Source organism: Nocardia sp. CA-084685 (assembly GCF_050955785.1).
GTDB lineage: Bacteria > Actinomycetota > Actinomycetes > Mycobacteriales > Mycobacteriaceae > Nocardia.
The window spans coordinates 465,396-489,637 of the sequence record NZ_CP192094.1 but is presented as its reverse complement, the minus strand read 5'-3'; the positions used below and the strand labels follow the sequence as shown (position 1 = coordinate 489,637).

Below are 24,242 nucleotides of genomic sequence, written 5' to 3'. Positions count from 1 at the left end.
AACCTGTCTAGCGCACTTCGGCGATCAGTTCGACTTCGACGGGGGTGTTGCGGGGCAGCTCAGCGACGCCGACCGCGGAGCGTGCGTGCACGCCCGCATCACCGAAGACCGCACCGAGCAATTCCGATGCGCCATTGATGACCTGCGGCTGATCGGTGAATCCCGACGCGGAGGCGACGAATCCGACGACCTTGACAATGCGCACCACCGCATCGAGCCCGACCAGATCGTGCACCGCGGCGATCGCGTTCAACGCGCAGAACTTGGCCGCCTCCTTGGCTTGTTCGAGCGAGACCTCCGCGCCGACCTTGCCGGTCGCCGAGAGCTGCCCGTCCACGAACGGCAGCTGGCCGGAGGTGTAGACGAGCGAACCGGTGCGGATCGCCGGAATGTAGGCGGCGACCGGGGCAACGACCGGCGGCAGGGTCAGGCCGAGCTGGGCGAGGTTCTTCTCCCATTGGGTCATAGGTGCAAGTCCCTTCGATTACTTGGGGCGCTTGAGGTAGGCGACGTGCTGCTCACCGGTCGGACCGGGCAGCACGGTCACCAGTTCCCACCCGTCGGCACCCCATTGGTCCAGGATTTGCTTGGTCGCATGCGTCAGCAGCGGAACGGTGGCGTACTCCCACACCTTCGAATCACTCATGTGAGTAACTTTGGCAGCGTCTTCGGCGCTGCGTGTTCGCGGCCCCCTGGTGTCTCTCGTAAAGACTCGCTCCGTGGTGGTCGGTGAAGTAGGTATCTCGCCTTTCGGCAAACTCTGGATCCCGCCGTCTGGGACAGAATCGCTGAAAATGAGGCGCTGACCATATCGCTGGGACGCGGTCTCAGAACGGGTTATAGGCTCGCGATCGTGGGAGTACCAACAGCAGTGCCTATTTCGGCGGAGCCGGGGCTGGAAACGGGTTGGCCGGAGCGCGCGGATAGGGCCCGCCTGCACTATGTCTCCGGCAAAGGGGGAACCGGCAAGTCGACGGTCGCCGCCGCGCTGGCGCTCGCGCTGGCCGCGGGCGGGCGGCGAGTGCTGTTGGTCGAGGTGGAGAGCAGACAATCCATCGCTCAGCTTTTCGATCTGCCACCGCTGCCGCCGACCGAAACCAGGATCGCCACTGCGGATGGCGGCGGTGAAGTAGTCGCGCTCGCACTGGATATCGAGCACGCCTTTCTCGAATACCTGGATATGTTCTACAACTTGGGCTTCGCCGGGCGGGCGATGCGCCGGGTCGGCGCCATCGAATTCGTCACCACGATCGCACCGGGTCTGCGCGACGTCATCTTGACCGGCAAGATCAAGGAATGCGCTGTCCGAGTGGATAAACAGGGCAAGCACGTATTCGACGAAATCGTGGTCGACGCACCGCCGACCGGCCGCATCGCCAGCTTCCTCGATGTCACCCAGGCCATGGTCGAGGTGGCGAAGGGCGGGCCGATCGCCTCGCAGGCCGAGGGCGTTTCACGGCTGCTGCACTCCGATCAGACCATGATCCACCTGGTCACCCTGCTGGAGGCACTGCCGGTGCAGGAAACCGCCGACGCGGTCGCCGAACTCAGCGCCAATGACCTGCGGATCGGCACCGTCATCGTGAACCGGGCGACCAAGGGCCAACTACCCGCCGACGTGCGAAATAAGGCAGCGCAGGGCGATATCGACCGCGATGCCATTCGCGCCGGACTGACCGAGACCGGAATTTCCCTATCGGACCAGGACTTCCAGGGACTCATCACCGAAACCGTCGAGCATTCGGCCACTTTGCGGGCACAGGACGACAGCGCCGCCGAACTCGCGAAAGTGGATGTGTCGCGGATGTATCTGCCCGCACTCGCCGACGGCATGGATCTCGGTGGCATCTATGAACTTGCCGAACATCTGAGCAAGCAGGGGGTCCGATGAGTAATACCGCACCACTGGATATTTCGAGCATTATCGCCGACCGCACGGCGCGCGTGGTGGTCTGCTGCGGGTCCGGCGGCGTCGGCAAGACGACCACCGCGGCGGCCATCGCATTGCGCGCGGCCGAACAGGGGCGCAAGGTTGTGGTGCTCACCATCGATCCGGCACGCCGGCTGGCCCAGTCACTCGGTGTCGCCGATCTGGACAACACTCCGCAGCGGGTGGCGCTCGGTCCGGAGGTCAAAGGCGAGCTGCACGCCATGATGCTCAATATGCGGCGCACCTTCGACGATATGGTGCTCGAGCACACCAGTCCGGAGAAGGCGGAGCAGATTTTCGCCAACCCCTTCTATCAGACGGTCGCCTCCTCCTTCGGCGGTACGCAGGAGTACATGGCGATGGAGAAGCTCGGTCAATTGGCTGGGCACAAGGAGTGGGACCTGATCGTGGTCGACACTCCGCCGTCGCGCAATGCCCTCGATTTCCTCGATGCGCCGAAGCGGCTCGGAAACTTCTTGAACGGCAGGATGATTCGGGTCATCATGGCTCCCGGTCGCGGCGTCACCCGATTGGTGACCGGAGCGATGAGCCTGGCCGTGCGCGGTGTTTCGACCATTGTCGGTGGCCAGATGCTCAAGGACGCGTCGAATTTCCTGCAGTCGCTGGAGTCGCTGTTCGGTGGGTTCCAGGATCGCGCGGACCGCACCTACGCGATGCTGTCGAAGCCGGGCACGCACTTCCTGGTAGTCGCGGCCGCCGAACCGGATGCGCTGCGCGAGGCATCGTTCTTCGTCGACCGGCTCAGCACCGAGCGCATGCCGCTGGCCGGACTGATCTTGAACCGGACCCATCCTGTGCTCAGTTCACTATCGGCTGATCACGCGGTGACCGCCGCCGATCAACTGGCCGATTCCGATCCACTGACCGCCGCGGTGCTGCGCATCCACGCCCAGCGGGTCGCCACCGCCAAGCGCGAGCAGCATCTGCTGCACCGGTTCACCGGTGCGCATCCGCGGGTGCCGATCACCTCGGTGACCGCGCTGCCCTTCGAGGTCTCCGATCTCGAGGCACTGCGTGCCGTCGGTGCACAGCTCGCCGATGCGCACGAGGTCGAGGTGACCGCCTGAGCCGAAATCGACTGAGCGACTGTGTCATTCTGATGTCGGTTTGATATAGAGCCATTAACGAAGCCGAGCCCGCAATCGCGGGCTCGGCTTCATTTCCAGGGTTAGATTGCGATTTGGTGTTGACGCTGGGCCTGGAAAAAGTCCGCCCAGGAGGTCACCTCCGGGTGCTGCTTGAGCAACGCACGACGCTGCCGTTCGGTCATACCACCCCATACGCCGAATTCGACTCGATTGTCGAGCGCATCGGCCCCGCACTGCATCAGCACCGGGCAGTGCCTGCAGATCGTCGCCGCCTTGCGCTGCGCCGCGCCGCGGACGAACAGTTGATCAGGGTCTACTTCCTTGCATCGGGCCTGGGCTACCCAGGCGATCCTTGCTTCGGCCTGCTCTACGTCCAATCGAGCGATGGGGGTTGTCATTTGCATTTGGTGTGCCCCTTTGCAGTCCGAACACCGGGTCAACGGCGCTCCAGAATCGCGTGTCAGTGTCGCAGCAACCCAAACCCCGCTGCGAACTGCACCACATTCCACTTTGAGTGTTAGCTCTATCACACTGGGTTCTCAATCTAGGTAAAGGTATGGCCTCTGCGCAAGACCGTCCCGAGACTTTTTGGTACGTCCGTCCCTGCAACCGTGATCCAGAACCGGGCGGTCGACTCCACCCGCGGCCCGCCCCCCTCGCGACACGCCGGAATCCGTCCCGCGACACGCCCAATCGGGCCGGACTGCGCCTCGCTGCTGCACGGCTCCACCATCTCCTGCGGGGCGGTGTCCATTGCTGACTCGCTCGAGAACTCCAGGATCCGGGCTCCTCGCAAACACACCCGAGAGCGCAGAATCGGCACCCCGTAGTCTGGGGCTCGTGCCGATCACACATACGCTCGCGAGGCTGGCCGGCAGCTGCGCGCTGGCCGCCGTGCTCGTCGCCGGGTTGTTGTTCCCTCTCGCAGGCGGTTTCGGGTTCGTCTCCAACCGCGCCGCCGACGCCGTCGACAATGTGTCCGCGGAGTTGGTGGAGGGCACCGTCCCCGCCGTCTCGACCATGGTCGACGCGAACGGAACGCCCATCGCCTGGTTGTACGAGCAGCGCCGCTTCGAGGTCCCCAGCGACAAGATCTCCAACGATATGAAGTTGGCGATCGTCTCCATCGAGGATCGGCGCTTCGCCGAGCACGCGGGTGTCGACTGGACGGGCACCATGCGCGCGTTCGTCACCAATACCAGCAGCGGCGAGGTGCAGCAGGGTGCGTCCACCCTCGATCAGCAGTATGTGAAGAACTTCCAGTTACTTGTCGTCGCGAAGACCGACGCCGAGCGCCGGGCCGCCATCGAGACCACGCCCGCGCGCAAATTGCGCGAGATCCGGATGGCACTCACCCTGGACCGGGAGCTGACCAAGGACGAGATCCTCACCCGATACCTCAATCTCGTCCCGTTCGGTAACTCCTCCTATGGCATCCAGGACGCGGCGCAGACCTACTTCGGCGTCGATGCCGCGAATCTGAATGTGCCGCAGTCGGCGATGCTGGCGGGCATGGTGCAGTCCAGCTCGAAGCTGAATCCCTACACCAATCCCGAGGGTGTGCTGCAGCGGCGCAATACCGTGTTGGACACGCTGATCCAGAACATCCCCAGCCGCGCCGAGGAATTCCGCAAGGCAAAGTCCGAACCGCTCGGCGTACTGCCGGAGCCGAAGGGGCTGCCGCGCGGCTGCATCGCCGCCAACGATCGCGGCTTTTTCTGCGACTACGCGCTGCAGTATCTGGCCAATGCCGGTATCAGCCGCGAGCAGATCAATACCGGGGGCTACACGATCAAAACCACGCTCGATCCGGCCCTGCAGGATTCGGTGAAGCGTTCGGTCACCGAGGCCGCGAACCCGAACCTGGACGACATCGCCCAGGTGATGTCGGTGGTCGGCCCGGGACAGGATTCGCATCCGCTGCTCGCCATGGCCAGCAGTCGAACCTACGGCCTGAACCGCGATGCCAACGAAACGGTGCAGCCACAGCCGTATTCGATGGTCGGTGACGGCGCGGGCTCGATTTTCAAGATCTTCACCACGGCCGCGGCCATGGAAAAGGGCCTCGGTATCAACGCCCAACTCGATGTGCCGGGCCGATTCGAGGCCAAAGGCATGGGTAACGGTGGTGCGCGCGGCTGCCCGCCCGCCACCTACTGCGTGCAGAACGCGGGTAACTACAAATCGCCGATGTCGGTGACCGAGGCGCTGGCCACCTCGCCGAATACCGCGTTCGTCAAGCTGATCCAGGCCGTCGGGGTGACCCCCACCGTCGATATGGCGGTACGCCTCGGCATGCGTTCCTACACCGAGGCGGGCACCTCGGGTCACGGCAACCAGAGCTTGGCCGACATGATCAAGGACCAGAACCTCGGCTCGTTCACCCTGGGGCCTGTCGCGATCAACCCGCTCGAACTGTCCAACGTGGCCGCCACCTTGGGCTCCGGCGGCCGATGGTGCCCGCCCTCGCCGATCAAGGAGGTAGTCGACCGCTACGGTAAGACGGTGCCGCTGACCCAGCAGGCATGTGAGCAGGTCGTTGATCCCGGGCTGGCGAACACCCTGGCCAACGCCCTCAGTAAGGACGACGTCAGCGGTACCGCGGCCGGTGCGGCACAGGCCACCGGCTGGAATCTGCCGCTGTCGGCCAAGACGGGCACCACCGAAAGTCACCGTTCCTCGGCGTTCCTCGGCTTCACCAATTCGCTTGCGGCCGCCGCTTACATCTACGGCGACAGTCCGACACCCGGTGAGATCTGCTCTTTCCCGCTGCGCAGCTGCGGCGACGGCAATCTGTTCGGTGGTAATGAACCTGCTCGCACCTGGTTCAACGCGGTCAAACCGGTGATCGGCAACTATCCACCGCCCGGACTGCCACCGCTGGACGACAAATATGTGCGTGGCTCCAATCAGGCCCAGGTCCCCGATGTCGCGGGCATGACGCAAGGTCAGGCGACGGCCGCGCTGGTGGCCGCGGGCTTCCAGGTCTCGCCGGTGAACGGCGTCGGTGCGCCGCCGAAGGGGACGGTGATGGGGACAGCACCCAATGGGTCGGCGATACCAGGGTCGGTGATCACGATCTATATCAGCGATGGGACCGAACGGGCACCCGCACCGGCACCTGGACCGGCACCGGCGCCCGGACTTCCGATTCCGGGCATTCCCGGCATACCGGGATTGCCGAGTATTCCGGGATTCCCCGCACCTCGATAGCGCTCCGACAATACGAAAGCCGCCGACCCGGATCCCGGATCGGCGGCTTTCGTATATGTATGGCTACAGCCGCGCCTTAACGGCGGCCGAGATCCGGGAGCCGTCGGCCTTACCGGCGGCGATCGCGGTGGCGGCCTTCATGACCTGACCCATTTGGCGCATCCCCGGCCGTTCGCCGAGTTCCTGAGCGACCTGCGCGATCGCGGTATCGGCGACATCGGCGACCTCGGCGTCGGTCAGCTGCGTCGGCAGATATTCATCGATGACGCGCGCCTCGGCGTGTTCGTTGGCGGCCAGGTCGCCACGCCCGGCCTGGGTGTAGACCTCGGCCGACTCGTTGCGCTTCTTCGCCTCTTTCTGCAGTACGGCGATGACCTCGGCGTCGGAGAGCTCACGCGCCTGCGTCCCCGCGACCTCCGCGGTCTGGATCGCGGCGAGCAGCATCCTGAGGGTGGCGAGGCGCAGCGTGTCCTTGGCTTTCATCGCGGCGGTCATATCCGCACGCAGCTGCGATTTGAGTTCCGACATGTGCCACACGGTAGCCGTTTCCCGGTTCCCGGCCCACTACATTCGGCGCTCGACCCGAATTCACCGCACTCCCCGTAGTGACTGCTCGCAGGTCGCTCGAAACGGCCAGCCGACCGCTTGTGCGGAAACACACTCGGCGATCCGGACCGAGGTCACCTATGCTGGGCAAATGCCCGTAATCTCGACCTCCGCCATCCGACGAACCGCGTTGGGAGCCGCCGGGGCCGCGGTGGCCGGTATCGGCTACGCCTCGCTGATCGAACGAAATGCCTATGTACTGCGCGAGGCCACGATGCCCGTCCTGGCGCCGGGCTCGTCGTCACTACGGGTGCTTCACATCAGCGATCTACACATGATGCCTGGTCAGAAGCTCAAGCAGCAGTGGCTGCGGGAGCTGGACCGGCTGGAGCCGGATCTGGTCGTCAATACCGGGGACAATCTTTCACACCAGAAGTCGGTGCCTGCGGTGGTGCAGGCCCTCGGCGGATTGCTTTCCCGCCCGGGCCTTTTCGTTTTCGGCAGCAATGACTATTTCGCGCCGGTGCCGAAGAATCCGGCGAAATACTTCAAGAAGGATCACCGGCGGGTGTACGGCGCGCCGCTGCCGTGGAAGGACCTGCGCGCGGCATTCACCGAGCGCGGCTGGCTCGATCTGACCCACGTCCGCCGTGATGTCGAGGTCGCGGGCATTCGCATCGCGAGCGCCGGCGTCGACGACCCGCACCTGCAGCGCGATCGGTACGACACCGTCGCGGGTGCGCCGAATCCGCTCGCCGTGCTGAGCATCGGACTGACCCACTCCCCCGAACCCAGGGTGCTGGACCGTTTCGCCGAGGACGGCTACGACCTGGTCATGGCCGGACATACCCACGGCGGCCAACTGTGCCTGCCCGGATACGGTGCGCTGGTCACCAACTGCGGTATCGATCGCTCGCGGGTGAAGGGCTCGTCCAAGTGGGGCGCGCATACCCAACTGCACGTCTCCGCGGGTCTGGGCACCTCGCCGTGGGCGCCGTATCGGTTCTGCTGCCGCCCCGAGGCGACGCTGCTGACCCTGGTCGCCGCACCGCCGAAGCGTCCCAATGCCGATAGCGGACAGGGCGTCTCACCCTCGGAAGCCATCGCTCACTGAGTTCCGCCGAGAGTGCATCTGAGAAACTCCGTCGGTGGCCTATGGCAGTCCGATCTCATTCGGGCGCAGAGCACTACAGTCCCGGGTGCCCGAAGCGCGAGCTCCGGTGATCAATGCCCGTGGATCGGGGGGGCTCTGGCCTGCATCCCGGTGTGGGTGAAACAACCCGAGTGAAGCGGGAACCGACGTGACACCATGTGGTGTGCACTGCGGACATCCGAAAAGGATGGCGCCGGGAACCATCGATCAGGGGTTTCCAGACACGCTGTAAGGTCCTTTGCCGAGACTGACGTCAGGCAGGGGACAGTGTGAGTGATTCCGACGACCGGCGCGAAACCGGTACGCCGTATCAGCAACAGCCTTATGGCGCAGACCAATTCGGCCCTGCGCTAGGACTGCCCGGATCCGGGCAGTCCGCTCCCACCCAGTCGAGGGCCGACGCGCCGCACGGCACATTCGGCGCGCCGGTCCAGCTCGATCCGGCCGTGCTGTCGCCGTTCGGCCCCGAGCTCACGGCTACACCGTGGAACGGCGGCGTCGCACCGGCGCTGCCAACGCCGTGGCAGCCCGAGCAGGAAACCCCAAGTGCCCCTGGTCAATTCGACCCGACCCTGCAGTGGGCGCCGCAATCGACTCCGACATGGCACGCGGGGTCGGCGACGCAATTCCAGCCCGCCGCAACACCATCCGGACCGTATGGCGGGATGCAAACACCCCAAGGCCCGGGCCCGAATGCGCTTTTCGGCGACCGATTCGTATCGGACTTCGCCGCCGGGTCGAGCACGAATCAACCGAGCCGCGCCACCTGGATCGCCGCGGCGGTCGCGGCGCTCGTGGTGGCGGGCGGGGCGACGGCGGCGATCGTGACCGCCAACCACGGATCCGACGACACCACGGCACAGAATCCGGTTCCGTCGATGGTGAGTGCACTCACCCCCACGGGTTCGCATACCTCGACCCAGCCGACCACCACCAAGCACGCTCCGGCCAATAACGAGACCCCGGTGGTGCCCGGTTACCAGGTGGTGGTGGCCTCGGATCTCGGAGCCGCCTACGACGTGCCCGCCGACTGGACGGTGGCCCCCGATGGCAAAGTCGGCGGCTTCGGCGAACCGCCGAACGCCGTCACCGGTAAAGGCTTGGCCACCGAGGGTAAGAGCTACTGCCCCGGCTCGACACGCACCGTAGCCTTCCTGACCGGCTCCAAGGACACCGATTCGGCAGCCGCCGCAACCGAACTCGGCACCAGAACCGCCAAGGTCGCATACACCAGCTCCCCGGGCGGCACACCCGGCGCCGCACAGCCGCTGCGCTCGCTCGACGGCTCCCAGCAGGGCATGTTCGTCGAGACCAAGGGCACCGCGACCGAGGCCAATCCGGGCTGCGCCACGGAGTATTCGATCTACACCTTCGCGGCCCCGACCGATACCGGCAACTTCGTCATGGTGATCGCGGCCGACACCGGCGTCCCCAATGCCGTCGACACGGCCACCGCGATGCGCATCTTCACCAGCATTCGACCTCATGGAGGCTGATTGACCTGCGGGTTTAACGTCTGGACCTGAGCTGTTGTAAGCTACTGCAGGTTCGCTCCACGGGGTGTGGCGCAGCTTGGTAGCGCGCTTCGTTCGGGACGAAGAGGTCGCAGGTTCAAATCCTGTCACCCCGACTCGTGGTTGAGACGAATGGTTCCGCCCCCGGCCCGCACAGGTCGGGGGCGGAGCTGTTTACGCTGGTTGGCTCGGCGGTCCGGGGTCGGCCACCACACCGCGCAGGCAATGACCGCTAGTAGCCCGCAGACCAGGGCGAGCAAGCCAACGATCACGAACGCATCCATCCATACCTCCCGAGACTTCTCGTAGGTGCACCCGGCGTCGCGACGGATCGGCACCGACCGGCGGCACGCAAGTGCCGGGCTGTCATCAGCCTGCGGGGACAATGTGTCCTGCGGTAGTGCGGCGACGTTGCCAAGTGTTGCTGTCTGCTCCCCCTCACTGTGCACCGCCGGTGCGAAATTCCGGAAGGCGGCGCGCCGATGGAATGCGCGACGGTTCCGATATGTCCCCGGTCGTCCCATATGGGCGGTGAGCAGACTCTTACCGCTTGCTAACTTACGGTCATCTCGACGAAATGCGAGGTCCATAGCGTATACATCCATGTCGACACGGGTGGCCACACTGGCGGATGCGGCGGGGCGGCCGCTGCGGGACGTTGTTTATACGACTTTGCGCGGCGAGTTGATGAACGGTGATATCCGATTCGGTGAGCGGCTGACCGAGCCCAAGCTGTCCACCCGGTTCGGTATCTCACGGACACCGGTCAGGGAGGCGCTGACCATGCTGTGCTCGGACGGGCTTTTGCAGCGGGAGGAATACGGTTTCACTCCGGTGCGGCCGAGTATTCCGTTGATCCGCGACCTGTACGAGCTGCGAATCACCTTGGAGCTCAGCGGAATTCAGCGCGCCATCGATAATCCGGCGGTCGCGCACGATCATGCGTTGCTGGCGGCCGAACGGGAGGCATGGCTGGCCCTGCGGGCGGATCCGCCCGAGCAGGAGCCCGGTTTCGTGGTACGTGACGAGGAGTTCCACGTCACGCTGCTGACGGCGGCGGGCAATGCCGAGCTGGTGCGTTCGCTGAAGGCGGTGAATTCGCGGATCCGGCATGTGCGGATGTACGACTTCATGGTCAACAACCGGATCGAGGCCACCATTGCCGAGCATCTGGGAATTCTGGATGCCGTGCTGGCACAGAATCTTCCGCTGGCATATCGACTGCTGCACACCCACATCGGCGAATCGCTCGATGTCGTTCTCGATCGGGTCACGCGGGCCATTGCCGCGATGTCCTTGGCAACTGAACAGGGAGCTTCTCGGTGACACTGGAATTCGATACGGTTCTGGTCGCCAATCGCGGCGAAATCGCCTGCCGGATCATGCGAACGGCACGTGCGCTCGGACTGAAGACCGTCGCCGTGTACTCCGACGCCGATGTCGGTGCGGCACATGTCGAAATCGCCGATGTCGCGGTGCATCTGGGGCCGAGCCCGGCCGCGGAGTCGTACCTGCGCGCGGACCGGGTGATCGAGGCCGCGCTCTCGACGGGTGCGGGCGCGATTCATCCCGGATACGGATTCCTTTCGGAGAATGCGGATTTCGCCGAGGCGGTGACAAATGCCGGGATCGCCTTCGTTGGGCCGACGCCGGAGCAATTGCGCATCTTCGGCGATAAGCACACTGCGCGCGAAGCAGCCGAAACCGTTGGGGCGCCACTGCTTCCGGGTACCGGGCTACTCGAATCGGTCGAGCACGCGGTTGCCGAGGCCGGAAGCATCGGCTATCCAGTAATGCTCAAGGCCGTCGGTGGTGGCGGTGGTATCGGCATGCAGGCCTGCGAAAATGCCGATGAACTGCGGTCGGCGTATGCGCGGGTGCAGCGTTTGGCCGCGACGAATTTCTCCTCGACCGGTGTCTTCCTGGAGCGGTTCGTGGCGCGGGCCAGGCATATCGAGGTGCAGTTGTTCGGTGCCGGTGACGGACGTGTGGTGAGCCTCGGCACCAGGGATTGTTCGCTGCAGCGGCGCAATCAGAAGGTGCTGGAGGAAGCGCCCGCACCCGGACTCGCGCCGGAGCTGTCGGAGCGGTTGCTCGCGGCATCGCGGGAGTTGGCCAGGTCGGTCGGGTACCGATCGGCGGGCACGGTGGAATTCGTCTACGACCTCGAGCGCGGTGCGGCCTCGTTCCTGGAAATGAATACCCGGTTGCAGGTCGAGCATCCGGTGACCGAGGCGATCACCCGGATCGATGTGGTCGAGTGGATGCTGCGGCTGGCGGGTGGAGACAGCTCGATGGTCGACGCACTGCCGGAGACCGGACCGGTGATCAGCGGATGGGCCGTGGAGGCGCGGGTCTATGCCGAGGACCCGGGACACGATTACCGACCGAGCGCCGGGCTGATCACTTCGGCTACGTTTCCGGTGGACACCGCGGTTCGGGTCGATACCTGGGTCGCAACGGGCACCGAGGTCAGTCCGTATTACGACCCGCTGCTCGCGAAGGTGATCGCGGCGGGGACCACCCGAGAGGCCGCCTTCGCGGGATTGCGCGATGCGCTGGCCGCGACCAGGATCTACGGGGTCCAAACCAATCTTGCACAGTTACGTGCGGCGAGCGCCGATTCCATAGTGCTCGATGCGGACCATGTCACGACCACGCTTGCCGACATCCGCCCTGCCAGCCATCGCATCGATGTGCTGCGCGGTGGCACGATGACAACGATCCAGGATCATCCCGGTCGAATCGGGTTGTGGCAGGTCGGAATTCCGCCGTCGGGTCCGATGGATGATCTGTCTTTCATGCTGGCCAATATCGCCGTCGGCAACCCATCCGGTGTACCCGCGCTGGAATGCACGCTCCAGGGTCCCCGGCTGCGTTTCGCCGATCCGACCGTGGTGTGCGTGACGGGTGCTTCGACGCCGGTCACCGTGGATGGACATCCGGTCCCGATGTGGCAGCCGGTGACCATCCCGGCCGAGTCGGTACTCGATATCAGCGCACCGTCGGACGCCGGACTGCGCACCTACCTCGCGGTGCGCGGTGGCATCGATGCGCCGCTCTATCACGGCAGCGCCGCTACCTTCACGCTCGGCGGTTTCGGCGGCAGCACCGGTAAAGCCATTGTCGCGGGAGATGTGCTCGGAATCGTCAGGGATCGGCCCGAACTCGCTGAGCCGCAGGATGTTCCGCTCGACGAACGACCCGAGTTCACACATGTCTGGCAACTCGCCGTCGGCATTGGACCGCAAACCACGCCCGCCTATTTCACCGATGCGGATATGGATCAATTCTATTCGCACCCTTGGAAAGTCGGCAGTCACGCCAATCGCACCGGTATCCGGCTGGAGGGGCCCAAGCCGACCTGGTCGCGCACCGACGGCGGCGATGCGGGCCTGCATCCGTCGAATCTGCACGACAACCCGTACAGCATCGGAACATTGAATGTCTCCGGTGACACCCCGATCCTGCTCGGTCCGGACGGTCCGAGCCTCGGCGGCTTCGCCTGCCCGCTCACCGTCATCTCGGCGCATCGATGGAAGCTCGGCCAGTTGCGTCCCGGCGATACCGTCCACTTCGTCCCCGTCGACGATGACCGGGCCACGGCGCTGCGGCGTTCGAATGCCGCTCGCGCCAAGGCCGACGCCCCAACGACGGTGTTCGCCGGTTCCCGCGCGTCGGTCGGGCTGGATGATCGCGGCGTCCTCGGCACCGTCGCGGCGGGTGCGGCTCGTCCGCGAGTCGCCTATTTGCGCGGCGGCGATGACAATATCCTGGTCGAATACGGCGAGATGGTGCTGGATCTCGGTCTGCGTATGCGGGTGCACGCACTCGCCGAGGCATTGGCGGACAGCGGTCTGCCCGGCATCGTCGATGTGACGCCGGGTGTACGATCACTGCATATCCATTTCGATCCCGAGGTGCTGCCGCAGTATCGGCTGCTCGGCACGCTGACCGATCTGGAATCCGAACTGCCCGCAACCCATGACCTCGTGGTGCCCAGTCGCACGATTCGATTGCCGCTCTCGTTCGATGATCCCTCGATCACCCAGGCCATCGATCGATATCGCAGCGGGGTCCGCGATACCGCGCCGTGGCTGCCCTCGAATACCGAATTCATCCGCCGCATCAATGGACTCGACAGCGTCGCGGACGTGCGTGCCGCGGTGTTCGACGCCGAATATCTGGTGCTCGGCCTGGGTGACGTCTATCTTGGTGCGCCGCTTGCTGTTCCGCTCGATCCGCGACATCGGTTGGTCACCACCAAGTACAACCCGGCACGCACCTGGACGCCATCGGATGCGGTCGGTATCGGCGGCAAGTACCTCTGCGTATACGGCATGGCATCACCGGGCGGTTACCAGTTGATCGGCCGGACGGTCCCGATCTGGTCCAGCTACCGGCAATCCGCGCCGTTCGAAACCGGCACCCCGTGGCTGTTCCGATTCTTCGACCGCATCGTCTGGGAGACGGTGACACCCGAGCAGTTGCTCGAACAGCGCGCCGCCGCCGCGGCGGGCCGTTTCGACGCCGAGGTCAGCGATGGCTCCTTCGCACTTGCGGACCATCTGCGGCTGCTCGCCGAAAACGCGGGAGCCATAGCGGAATTCGAGACAAAGCAGGCCATCGCCTTCGAGGCGGAAAAGCAAGCCTGGCGCGCCGCAGGGGAATTCGAGCAGCTCGCGATCGTCGAGAATGCGCCGGAACCAGTGACGGACCCGCTGGCCGGATTACCGCCGGATGCGACGGTGGTCACCGCACCGATGATCGGCAATGTCTGGCGGGTGGAAGTCGAGGTGGGCCAGCGCCTCGGCGCGGGCGATCCGGTGGCCATCCTGGAGGCGATGAAACTCGAACTGCCGGTGCACAGCCCGGGCACCGGCACGGTACTGAAAGTGCTGGCCACACCAGGCGCGAAAGTGGAACCGGGAACCCCGCTAGCAGTGATCGGAGCCACCGAATGACCTCAGGCGTCCTAGGCAATACCGAAGTCCATGGCACCCCCACCGCACGGGTCGCCGCCGCGTATCGGCGGATCGCCGAGGTCGATCGGCCAGAGGTGTGGATCACGCTGCGCGCCAAGGCCGATGTCGCCGCCGAGGCCGCGACCGTCGAGCAACGGGTCGCGGCGGGTGAATCCTTGCCACTGGCAGGGGTATTGGTCGCGGTCAAGGACAATATTGATGTCGCGGGACTGCCTACCACCGCGGCCTGTCCCGAATTCGCCTACACCGCCGAGGTCACCGCGGCAGCGGTCGAGCGCCTGGTCGCGGCGGGGGCAGTGGTTCTCGGCAAGACGAATCTGGATCAGTTCGCAACCGGGCTCGTCGGTACCCGCAGCCCATACGGCGCGGTTCGCCACGCGCACGATCCGAAATTGGTCTCCGGCGGGTCCAGTTCCGGATCGGCGGTCGCCGTGGCGTTGGGTATCGCGGATATCGGAATCGGAACGGACACAGCGGGTTCCGGACGCGTCCCGGCGGCGCTGCACGGAATCGTCGGTATCAAGGCCACGTTGGGGATCATTCCCGCGCACGGTGTGGTCCCCGCATGTGTGGACTACGACGCCGTGACGGTCTTCGCTACGGACCTCGACCGCGCGGTCGCGGCAGCCGCAATCATGGCCGGACCGGAGCCGCGGGATCCGCGCAGCCGGTCCTGGCCCGCCGATGTACCGCTGTCCGCGCCGCAGACCATCCGGCTGGCCATCCCGCGCGCCGCGGATCTCGCCGCACTCAGCGACTTGTACCGAGATGCGTTCGCCCGCACCGTATCCGCGATGCAGGGTGCCGGGATCACGACCGAAGAGGTCGATATCTCCGGAATGCTCGACGCCGCACTCCTGCTCTACGATGGCGCGATCGTCGCGCAACGCTATGCGGCCGTCGGTGCGTTCCTCGAAACCGCACCGGCGAGTGCCGATCCCACCGTGACGGCGATCATCAATGCCGCGCGAGCCACGACCGGCCCCGGATTCGCGGCCGATCTGGATACCCTCGCGAAGGCGAAGACCGCGGCAACCGAGACGTTGCGGGGATTCGCCGGACTGCTGTTGCCGACGACCACTGAACATCCGAGTATCGCTGCGATACAAGCGGATCCGTTCGGCATCAACCGCCGAATGGGCACGTTCACGAACTTCTGCAACTTGCTGGATATGGCGGCCGTCGCCGTCCCCGGCCTACCAACCACGACCGGCGCACCGTTCGGCGTGATGGTCGTGACGCCCGCTTTCACCGATCAGGTCGCCGTCGATATCGCCGCCCGCATCCTCGGCGCCGACAACGCTCCGACGCTCGTCGAAGACGGTGTCGAACTGGCCGTCTTCGGCGCGCACCTGCGCGGCCAGCCGCTGCATTGGCAGCTGGAGGAGATCGGCGCGCGGTTCACCGGCGAGATCCGCACCACCGACGCCTACCGCCTGACCGCACTGGACACCACACCCCCGAAACCGGGACTGGTGCGCCACGGCGCGGGACTCGGTGCGCCGATACTCGGCGAGCTCTTCCGGGTATCGGCGGCGGGACTCGGTCGCTTCCTCGCCGCGCTGCCCGCGCCGATGGCACTGACCAGTATCGAATTATCCGACGGAAGTGCGGTTATCGGCTTCGCGTGCACCTACGACGCCGCACGATCCGCCACCGACATCACCGCCCACGGCGGCTGGAAGGCCTATCTGCAGAACCAGAACTGACTCAAACGTCTTACACATTTGTACTAGACAAACGTGCAATCAGTTTGTTAGACATATGTGCAAGACATTCGAGCCAGTGAGGAACAGATCATGAGCAACACCAACCCCGCCACCAACCGCCCGCGGGTCCTCGTCTGCGGCGGCGGCATCGGCGGTAATGCCGTTGCCCTGCAACTGCTCCGGGCCGGCATCCGGGCCACCGTGGTCGAGCGGGCGGCCGCGCCGCGCCCCGGCGGCCAGGCCGTGGACCTGCGCGGTCCGAGCGTCGAGGTGGCGCAGCGGTTGGGGCTCATGCCGGGTATCCGCAAATCCCAATTGGATGAACGCGGCATGGTTTTCGTGGACAGCGAGGGCAAGGAACTGCTGCGCATGGCCGCGGAGGTCTTCGAGGGAAAGGGCGCGGTCGCCGAGATCGAGATCACCCGTGGCGATCTGAACCAGGTACTGCTGGATCTGCTCGACGCGGCGGGCGGCGTCGACTATCGCTACGGCGAATGGGTTACCGAGATCAGTCAGGACCGCGGGGGCGCGGATGTCACCTTCGCTTCCGGCGGCACCGAGCGATTCGACATCGTGATCGGCGCGGACGGCCTGCATTCCGCCACCCGCCGCCTGGTCTTCGGGCCAGAGGAAGATTTCTCCACCTACCTCGGCGGCTACATGTCCTTCTTCACCCTGCCGACGCCCGACTATGCCGAGCCGCACTGGATCGCGATGAATTCCCTGGTCGGCGCGACCGGTGTGGGATTGCGTCCGGATGCCGATCCGGCCACCTGCAAGGCACTGGTCGTCATTCGTGACGCCGCGAATCCAGCGCTGCGTCGTGATATCGCGGCACAGCAGCGGCTCATCAGCGAGCGACTGGCCGACGGCGGCACGATCGCGAGCACCGTCCGCGATGCCATGGCCACCGCCGATGACTTCTACTTCGACGAATTGGCCCGCATCGACGTGCCGAACTGGTCCGAGGGCCGCGTGGTGCTGCTCGGCGACGCGGGCTACTGCGGTTCGCCGCTCACCGGACAGGGCACCGCGATGGCACTGGTCGGCGCGTACGTACTGGCCGGTGAAATCGCCACGCACGCAACCGATCCCGAGAAGGCGCTGAGCCGCTACGAAGAGGTGCTGCGGCCGTTCGTCGCCACCGCACAGGAACTGCCGCCGGGTGGCCTGCGGTCGATGACGCCCAAATCGCGCTTCGGCATCCGCGCGGGTCTGTTCGTCAGCAGGCTGATGACCACCAAGGTCATGAAACCGCTCATGATGAAGATGCTCACCAAGACCCAGAGCTACGAACTGCCCGACTATTCCCTCCAGCCGGTCGGCTGACCGCTCGAGTCCCGGCCGGGCCGGTCACCCCTCGTGAACCGGCCCGGCCATATACACCCTTGGATGGGATCGTCGGCGCGCACCGAATGGTTACCTTCGGCAGCGGCGACTCGATGCGCCGATCAGCTCCGGGAAGAGCCATCCGAAGTGGTTGCCCCCGATAAAAGCGCCAGCCGGGACGGTCACCCCTCGTGGACCGGCCCGGCTGGCACTACCCCCGAAACGCGACCTGTTACCCCTCGTGAACAGGTCGAGTCCGGTTCCCCACCCCCGGTGGTGGCTTGTGTTGCGGTGTTGACACAAACAATGCCGTCGCGGGCTTGTTGGGCACTTAAGAAGACCTTGCAGGAGAAAGTCCGCAGGTAGTCGCGTTATTTGTGGAAGATCCCGACAAGTTTGCGGCGCGTTGGCGCGAATCGGCGGATGATGGAGGATGAGGGGCGCCAAGGAGGATGGGAGCGGCGATGGAAACCGTGGTTGTCTGGGTGCTGGCCTGCCTGCTCTATTGGTGGGGCTTGTTGTAGTTCCGAGCCATGAGGCCCGTGGGTTTCCCATAACGAAAAGCTCCGCCTCCGACCGAAATGGTCAGGGGCGGAGCTGTTTTCGGACCTGAGTTATCAGCCGTCCAGTCCGGCGCGGACACCTTCCTCGACGCGCTTGCCGAGTTCGGCGTCCACGTTCCTCCAGTATTCGAAGACGCGCGACAGCACCGGCTCGCGCACACCGCCGAGCACGTGGCCAACGATATTGTCCACCAGACGATCTCGCTGCGCGTCGTCGTAGACCTCACGGACCAGGGTGCCCGCCTGGGTGAAGTCGCCGTCCTCGGCGTGCTCGATATAGTCCGCGCGTACAGCGCTCACCCACCCCGTCGGCTCCGGCGACTGTCGTCGCGCCGCCGTCGGCTCGAACTCCCAGACGCCACCATCAGGTGCGCGCTCCGGATCGGCATGCGGGCCGTCGAACGAATTAGGCGCGTAGACAGGCAGCCTGCTCAGCCAGCAGATGTGGCGGTGGCCACGGCAGGCAGCTGCCGTCTGCGCACTTCGAGACTTTCTGATCGGGAGTCGGGGCCTGCCGTAGATGACGATCGGGCCATCTCCCGCGCCATAGCCGTTCGGGATGAGTTGGCCCGTTTTCGGGCAACCGGAGGAGAACGCCAGGACGTTTTCGTGGTGCGCATCACATCCGAGTCCTTGGAATAGATCCGGGCGGCGGACCGTTGACCACTTCTGTCGGCGTCCGGACAGCCCCGGGCCTCACCCCATTCGTCGCTACGAGCGACCACTCGCCGAGAGGCGCTTGTGGGACGTCGGCACTCGAGTCGCGACGCTGGCGTGGCGTCCGGCGACTCAGCGCCGCCAGGTTTACCACCTGGCGGCGTTTTCAGTTCCGGGGCCGCTCGACTCGTGGTCGAGGGCGGCGTGGTCGATGATGCAGTCATGGCAACGCACGGCGACGCGCCGCGGCGCAGGCTCGGGCTCACCGACTCCGTGGTCATCGGGCTCGGATCAATGGTGGGTGCGGGCATCTTCGCCGCGCTCACTCCCGCAGCGGGCGCGGCGGGTCGTTGGCTGCTGCTCGCCTTGGCGGTGGCCGCACTACTCGCATACTGCAATGCGACCTCCTCGGCGCGGCTGGCGGCGCGATATCCAGTATCGGGCGGGACGTATGTGTATGGACGCGAGCGCCTCGGTGCGTTCTGGGGATATCTGGCCGGGTGGGGTTTCGTCGCGGGTAAGACCGCATCGTGTGCCGCGATGGCGCTGACCGTGGGCGGCTATGCGTGGCCGGAACATTCGCGAGTCGTCGCGGTCGCCGCGGTTGTCGCGATCACCGCGATCAATTACACGGGCGTGCAGAAATCGGCGCTGACCACTCGGATCATCGTGGCAGCGGTACTGGCCGTGCTGACGCTGGTCGTCGGGGTGGGATTTTTCGGAAACCACTCCGCCGCAACGACTTTGCCGGACCGGATCGGTCCGCGCGGAGTCTTGCAGGCCGCGGGGTTGCTGTTCTTCGCCTTCGCGGGATACGCCCGCATCGCCACCCTCGGCGAGGAGGTGCGCGATCCGCGACGCACGATTCCACGAGCCATCATGATCGCGCTCGCGCTCGCGCTGGCGGTCTACGCGCTGGTGGCAATGGCCGCGCTCGAGGTACTCGGGTCGGCGGGGCTCGCGCATGCGATCGATCCGCTGGCCAGGGTCGTCTCGACGGCGGGGGTCTCTGGGTTGGCCCCGATAGTCCGGGTTGGCGCGGTGTTGGCGGCGGCCGGATCGCTACTCGCGCTGATACTCGGGGTGTCGCGGACAGTGCTTGCGATGGCGCGCGACAGATATCTTCCTGGTGCGCTGGCCGCGGTGCATGCGCGCTTCGGTGTGCCGCATCGGGCCGAGTTGGCGGTCGGTGCGGTGGTCGCGGTGATCGCGGTGATCTTCGATCTGCGTGCGGCCATCGGGGTTTCCTCGTTCACGGTGCTGGTGTATTACCTGATCGCCAATGTTTCGGCGGCGACGCTGACCGAGGATCGTCCGCCACGCTGGGTGCCGTACGTCGGCGCGGTCGGGTGCGTGGTTGTCGGGCTGTCACTGCCGCTCGGTTCGGTGTTGAGCGGACTGGCAGTCCTGGGTGTGGGCGCGGGGTGGTTCGCGGTGCGGACACCTCGCTGACCTCGTCCGAAGCCGAACGGAATCGCAGCCCACACCGCGGGCGCGAGTTGATTCGCGGTGCGGAAAACTCGCCGACCCCGCCCGAACCGACCGGCATCGCAGCCCTCGCCCACGGACGCAAACTGGTTCGCCGTGCGGACGCGCTATTGACGTCATCCCAGAAGCAGCCCCGTGCCGATCGAATGGGGTGTGGCGCGCGACCGATGTGTCATGACGATGATCGGTGCGCCGAGTTGGCAATTGACCCCAGACGCATTCAGCCTGTTGCCCGGTCTGGCGTGGTCTGGCGCGATAGCCTCATGCGCATGGGGCGCATCTACGGATTCCTGGCGGGAATCGCAGCGGTATCGCTGGTTGTGGGAAGCGTTTTCGCCGGAGGTGCGCACGCCGCGTATACCGAGCAGCTGTCATGTGGTGTGTCGTCCGGGCGGGAGCCGGAACGGGCGGCGCCGGAACAAGTTGGACTGGATTCGAGACAGCTCACCGACGCAATGGAGTTCGCGAGCGGGCGTAATCGGTTGAATGTGCAGGTGTTCCGGCACAACTGCCTGATCGGCGAGGGGCCGACGAACGACCAGACCGGCAATGTCGCCTGGAATATCTGGAGTGCGACGAAGAGCGTCGTTTCCCTGCTTGCCGGAATAGCCTGGGACCAGGGGAAACTCGATATCACAGCACGGATCGATCGATATCTGCCGCCCGGACTCGGCGATGAGCAGCATCGGTCGATCACCGTGGAGAACCTGCTGACCGAATCCTCCGGCATGAAGGTGGGCGTGCTCACCGAGGGTGTCACCGGGGTGATTCCACTCGATCCGAATAGTGCCGTGCAGGCGCTCGGGGTGCCCTTGGACAATCCGCCCGGCGCGGCATTCAGCTACAGCCAGCGCAATGTCGATCTGCTCGCCTATGTCATCGAATTGGCCGTCGGGGAACCGCTGCAGCAGTTCGCGCAGCGCGAGCTTTTCGATCCGCTCGGTATCGAACGCGGCGATTATTACTGGGCGCGCGATCGCGCCGGGCACACCTACGGATACGCCCATCTGATGATCCCGCCGAACGATTTCGCCAAACTCGGGCTGCTGGTGAGCAATAACGGGAGCTGGGGCGGGCAGCAGATCGTTTCGCGGACGTACCTGCGCAAGGCACGCCAACCGTCCGCGACGAACGAGTGCTACGGCTATCTGTTCTGGATCGGACCGGGATGCGCCGAAACCGCCGACTACCTGCCCGCCGATATCTACTCGATGTCGGGACTCGGCTTGCAGAACGTATTCATCATTCCGAGCCTGGATTTGACGGTGGTGTGGACCGGATTCTTCGGAAATGTCAGCAACGAGGGCATTTCGGGAATTGTGCAGAACACCGCGGAGCTGCCGTACGAATTCTTCCGTCGGCTGTTCGCGGCCTTCGAAGTCCGTCCGGTGCCGGATCCCGGTCCGTATGTGGAGCCGCCGCTGCGTCTGGATCCGAGGCGGTTCGTGGATACGAATCTGCTGCTCGCGGTCTTCGGCGTCGGACCTGCCGCATATCCGGGCTGCAATGTCTTCAGCTGCCTGAACTATCCGTTGGCGCCGCCCTTCGCCGATACCGCACCCGGATGCGTCATTCTGGTGTGCCTCGGTCCGGATCCGCGCACACCGGGCATCCACTGAATCACACACCGAAGAAAGGGATATCGCCTTCCTGCGCACCCTGCGCGACGACAAATTCGTGCACGGCAACGTAGAACTATTCCGCGGCACCCTCGCAACCCTCGACCGCTTGTGACGCGCAGCCGCACAGGAACGAGCACGTCGCACAACACGTGTCAACTTCGCAGACCGTAGACGTTGTGCGAGGTGGTCACGGCATATGCGTGCGCCGGGATCACCACGAGCCGTCTCGAGCGAAGGGAATCCACTCCGTCGCGATAGACGGGCGTATCGCAGACCAGACGACCACCTCGCACACCGTAGACACCGTAGACGTTGTGCGAGGTGGTGACGGCTTGTGCGTCAGAGCAGGGTAAGCCAGTTGTGGTGGGTGTCGGTGCGCAGGGCTGCGGCGTGGCGTTTGCGGAGGGTTTGAGTGAGGGGGCCGGGGCGACCGTCGGCGATCAGGCGGCCGTCGACTTCGGCGACCGGTGAGGTGCCCGATGAGGTGCCCGTGACGAAGACTTCGTCGGCAATGTAGAGCTCGGTCAGGTCGATGGTGCGTTCGACGATCGGGATGCCGTCCTCGGCGGCGAGGGTGAGGATGGTTCGGCGGTTGATGCCGTCGAGGATGTCGCACGACACATCGGGGGTGATCAGAGTGTCGTTGCGGACGAGGAAGATATTGGCCGCGCTGAGTTCGCAGACGTGACCGTTGCCGTCGAGGAAAATGCAGTCGTCGTAGCCGCTGTCGATGGCATCCTGTTTGGCGAGCACCGAATTGACGTATGCGCCGTTGACTTTCGCGCGCGATGGAATCGCATTGTCCGGAATGCGCCGCCACGGACTGGATTTCAGCCGCATGCCATCCTGCGGCACGATCGGCACCGCGTCGTAGACGAAAATGCTGACCTGGATGGCGCAGCCGCGGACCCGCGTGCCCGGAATCGATTCGACGACATGCACTGTCGCGCGGACGAATACATCCTCGGTCGGCACATTGGCCGCGATCAGGTCGGTGACCGCTGTGCGGAATCGGGCGAAGTCCCATTCGGCGGCGAACCGGTCGATGCCGATGATCTTGCAGGATTCCTCGAGTCGCCGGAAATGGTCGTCGAGCCGAAATGCCGTGCGTGCCGATCCATCCACAAGCACCGGGAAAACTGTGTACACACTCAGGCCGTACAGCACCGCCGACGATGCGACAGCGACCGACGCCCGTTCCGCATCGATGAGCCGGTCCCCGAAGTACACCTGTGGATAAGGATTCGCCATCGGCGCAGGCTAGCAGTCGACATCCGGGCGGAGCGACGGATTTTCGGACCGCCCGGGCCGGACTGGTCAATTGTCCACAAGCCGAGCGAAGCGCGCCGTATCCATGTAGTCGCGGAACAGCGTGACCTTGCCGTCGCGCACCCGAACGACATTGACGGAGGTACGAACTCGCGCCCGCTCCGCGCCGGGCACCGTCATATCCACCTCGTTCTCCACGAAAACCACCTCGGGATCGGCTGTTTCGTACACCTGTGGATAGATCCCGTGTACCTCGATACCCGAAATTCCGGACCAGCGCTGTGCGAGATGCGCCCGGATCTCCTCCCGCCCGACGAGCCGGGTCGGCATCCCGGCGATGACGAAGGGAATCTCGAATACCGCGTCCGGGGCAAGCAACTCGACGAATGCGTCGGCATCGCGAGCGGGCAGCTCGCGAAACATCCGTTCGACCAGCTCACGAGGGCTTTCCACTGAAGTCTCCACCATGAAAACACCTGCTTCAATTAAGCGGAACGTTGACCCCGCTTATCATCCGGAACGATCGCCCCGCTTGTCAATGCCTCCAGTAAACTCAGCCCTCATGACAAACCGCGAGGAAACGCGCCCGCTGCGCGCCGACGCGCGCCGCAATCGCGACCGTGTACTCGCCGCCGCCCAAGAGGCCTTCGCCGCTGAGGGCATCTCGGTCCCGCTCGACGAAATCGCCCGCCGCGCCGGCGTCGGCGCGGGCACCGTCTACCGCCACTTCCCCACCAAGGAAGCCCTCTTCGAAGCCGCGATCGTGGACCGCATCGAGCGCATGATCACCTACGCTCGTGGACTGTCCACCGCCGCCGACCCGGGCAAAGCCTTCTTCGACTTCCTCGACCGCATGGTCGCCGAGGGCACCGTCAAACGCGACCTAGCCGAAGCCGTAGGCGCCGACACCCCCGAATACCGCAAACCCGCCTATGCTCTGAACGCCGCCATCGCCGAGTTACTCACGCGTGCACAAGAATCCGGTGCAGTGCGCCGCGATATCGATATCGACGATCTCATGCGTGTCGTGAAGGGCACCTTCCTGGCCGCCAACGCCACGAATACCACCGCGGAGCAACGCCGCCGCACGTTCGCGATCGTCTTCGACGGGCTACGGCCCCACTGACCAAATCGGGCCGCCCGACGCGGCCTCGA

General features: G+C 65.2%; 18 protein-coding genes, 1 tRNA gene and 1 pseudogene. 13 read left to right on the top strand and 7 right to left on the bottom strand.

Features of this window, described 5'->3' with window-relative positions; genetic code table 11:
• Nucleotides 1-7: 7 nt before the first annotated feature.
• Together ACQP2U_RS02160 and ACQP2U_RS02155 are read right to left on the bottom strand one after the other, a co-directional pair.
• Complete coding sequence (locus tag ACQP2U_RS02160) at nt 8-466, bottom strand: RidA family protein (RefSeq protein ID WP_397037647.1); 459 nt, start codon at nt 464-466, stop codon at nt 8-10.
• An 18-nt stretch (nt 467-484) separates the two neighbouring features.
• Entirely contained in the window at nt 485-646 is a 162-nt protein-coding gene (locus tag ACQP2U_RS02155; RefSeq protein WP_085998464.1) for a DUF4177 domain-containing protein, read from the bottom strand.
• 225 nt (nt 647-871) lie between these two features.
• Here ACQP2U_RS02155 and ACQP2U_RS02150 point away from each other — a divergent pair, with 225 nt between their 5' ends.
• Nucleotides 872-1,891 carry an ArsA-related P-loop ATPase gene (locus ACQP2U_RS02150; RefSeq protein WP_397037773.1) on the top strand — a complete coding sequence of 340 codons (1,020 nt, stop codon included), beginning with the start codon at nt 872-874 and terminating at the stop codon, nt 1,889-1,891.
• Nucleotides 1,888-3,018 (top strand): ArsA family ATPase, encoded by a 1,131-nt coding sequence (locus tag ACQP2U_RS02145; protein WP_433713139.1) that lies wholly within the window; start codon nt 1,888-1,890, stop codon nt 3,016-3,018. The genes ACQP2U_RS02150 and ACQP2U_RS02145 overlap by 4 nt, the downstream gene beginning before the upstream one ends.
• 101 nt (nt 3,019-3,119) lie before the next feature.
• Here the strand turns inward: ACQP2U_RS02145 and ACQP2U_RS02140 are convergent, their stop codons facing one another.
• On the bottom strand, nt 3,120-3,443 hold the full coding sequence (locus ACQP2U_RS02140) for a WhiB family transcriptional regulator (RefSeq protein ID WP_397037643.1): 324 nt from the start codon (nt 3,441-3,443) through the stop codon (nt 3,120-3,122).
• A 436-nt stretch (nt 3,444-3,879) separates the two neighbouring features.
• Between ACQP2U_RS02140 and ACQP2U_RS02135 the strand changes: the two genes are divergently transcribed.
• Nucleotides 3,880-6,252, top strand: coding sequence for a penicillin-binding protein (locus ACQP2U_RS02135; protein ID WP_433713137.1), 2,373 nt, complete (start codon nt 3,880-3,882; stop codon nt 6,250-6,252).
• 63 nt (nt 6,253-6,315) lie between these two features.
• On the opposite strand, the gene ACQP2U_RS02130 is transcribed toward ACQP2U_RS02135, so the two are convergent.
• Nucleotides 6,316-6,780, bottom strand: a complete 465-nt coding sequence (locus ACQP2U_RS02130) for a GatB/YqeY domain-containing protein (protein WP_397037640.1) — start codon at nt 6,778-6,780, stop codon at nt 6,316-6,318.
• Between the two features lie 169 nt (nt 6,781-6,949).
• Here ACQP2U_RS02130 and ACQP2U_RS02125 point away from each other — a divergent pair, with 169 nt between their 5' ends.
• The 7 genes from ACQP2U_RS02125 to ACQP2U_RS02095 all read left to right on the top strand — a co-directional run bounded on the left by ACQP2U_RS02125 (nt 6,950) and on the right by ACQP2U_RS02095 (nt 17,488).
• Nucleotides 6,950-7,912, top strand: a complete 963-nt coding sequence (locus ACQP2U_RS02125) for a metallophosphoesterase (protein WP_433713136.1) — start codon at nt 6,950-6,952, stop codon at nt 7,910-7,912.
• Nucleotides 7,913-8,220: 308 nt separating this feature from the next.
• Nucleotides 8,221-9,447 carry a hypothetical protein gene (locus ACQP2U_RS02120; protein ID WP_433713134.1) on the top strand — a complete coding sequence of 409 codons (1,227 nt, stop codon included), beginning with the start codon at nt 8,221-8,223 and terminating at the stop codon, nt 9,445-9,447.
• Nucleotides 9,448-9,507: 60 nt separating this feature from the next.
• A tRNA-Pro gene (locus tag ACQP2U_RS02115) sits at nt 9,508-9,581 on the top strand.
• 487 nt (nt 9,582-10,068) lie between these two features.
• Nucleotides 10,069-10,791 carry a GntR family transcriptional regulator gene (locus ACQP2U_RS02110; RefSeq protein ID WP_433713133.1) on the top strand — a complete coding sequence of 241 codons (723 nt, stop codon included), beginning with the start codon at nt 10,069-10,071 and terminating at the stop codon, nt 10,789-10,791.
• Nucleotides 10,788-14,429 carry an urea carboxylase gene (uca, locus tag ACQP2U_RS02105; RefSeq protein WP_433713132.1) on the top strand — a complete coding sequence of 1,214 codons (3,642 nt, stop codon included), beginning with the start codon at nt 10,788-10,790 and terminating at the stop codon, nt 14,427-14,429. The genes ACQP2U_RS02110 and uca overlap by 4 nt, the downstream gene beginning before the upstream one ends.
• On the top strand, nt 14,426-16,159 hold the full coding sequence (gene atzF, locus ACQP2U_RS02100) for an allophanate hydrolase (RefSeq protein ID WP_433713130.1): 1,734 nt from the start codon (nt 14,426-14,428) through the stop codon (nt 16,157-16,159). Before uca ends, atzF begins: the two co-directional genes overlap by 4 nt.
• Before the next feature lie 90 nt (nt 16,160-16,249).
• Entirely contained in the window at nt 16,250-17,488 is a 1,239-nt protein-coding gene (locus ACQP2U_RS02095; protein ID WP_433713129.1) for an FAD-dependent monooxygenase, read from the top strand.
• Between the two features lie 617 nt (nt 17,489-18,105).
• Here ACQP2U_RS02095 and ACQP2U_RS02090 read toward each other — a convergent pair.
• Nucleotides 18,106-18,477: pseudogene (locus tag ACQP2U_RS02090) on the bottom strand (catalase-related domain-containing protein); the annotation flags it as partial.
• A 453-nt stretch (nt 18,478-18,930) separates the two neighbouring features.
• Between ACQP2U_RS02090 and ACQP2U_RS02085 the strand changes: the two are divergent.
• Together ACQP2U_RS02085 and ACQP2U_RS02080 are read left to right on the top strand one after the other, a co-directional pair.
• Nucleotides 18,931-20,160, top strand: coding sequence for an APC family permease (locus ACQP2U_RS02085; RefSeq protein WP_433713128.1), 1,230 nt, complete (start codon nt 18,931-18,933; stop codon nt 20,158-20,160).
• Nucleotides 20,161-20,465: 305 nt separating this feature from the next.
• Complete coding sequence (locus ACQP2U_RS02080; protein ID WP_433713127.1) at nt 20,466-21,815, top strand: serine hydrolase domain-containing protein; 1,350 nt, start codon at nt 20,466-20,468, stop codon at nt 21,813-21,815.
• A gap of 342 nt (nt 21,816-22,157) precedes the next feature.
• Here the strand turns inward: ACQP2U_RS02080 and ACQP2U_RS02075 are convergent, their stop codons facing one another.
• Entirely contained in the window at nt 22,158-23,069 is a 912-nt protein-coding gene (locus ACQP2U_RS02075) for an aminotransferase class IV (RefSeq protein WP_433713126.1), read from the bottom strand.
• A 66-nt stretch (nt 23,070-23,135) separates the two neighbouring features.
• Nucleotides 23,136-23,555 (bottom strand): nuclear transport factor 2 family protein, encoded by a 420-nt coding sequence (locus ACQP2U_RS02070; RefSeq protein WP_433713125.1) that lies wholly within the window; start codon nt 23,553-23,555, stop codon nt 23,136-23,138.
• A 94-nt stretch (nt 23,556-23,649) separates the two neighbouring features.
• On the opposite strand from ACQP2U_RS02070, the gene ACQP2U_RS02065 reads away from it, so the two are divergent.
• Entirely contained in the window at nt 23,650-24,213 is a 564-nt protein-coding gene (locus ACQP2U_RS02065; protein ID WP_433713123.1) for a TetR/AcrR family transcriptional regulator, read from the top strand.
• The last annotated feature ends 29 nt before the right edge of the window (nt 24,214-24,242 follow it).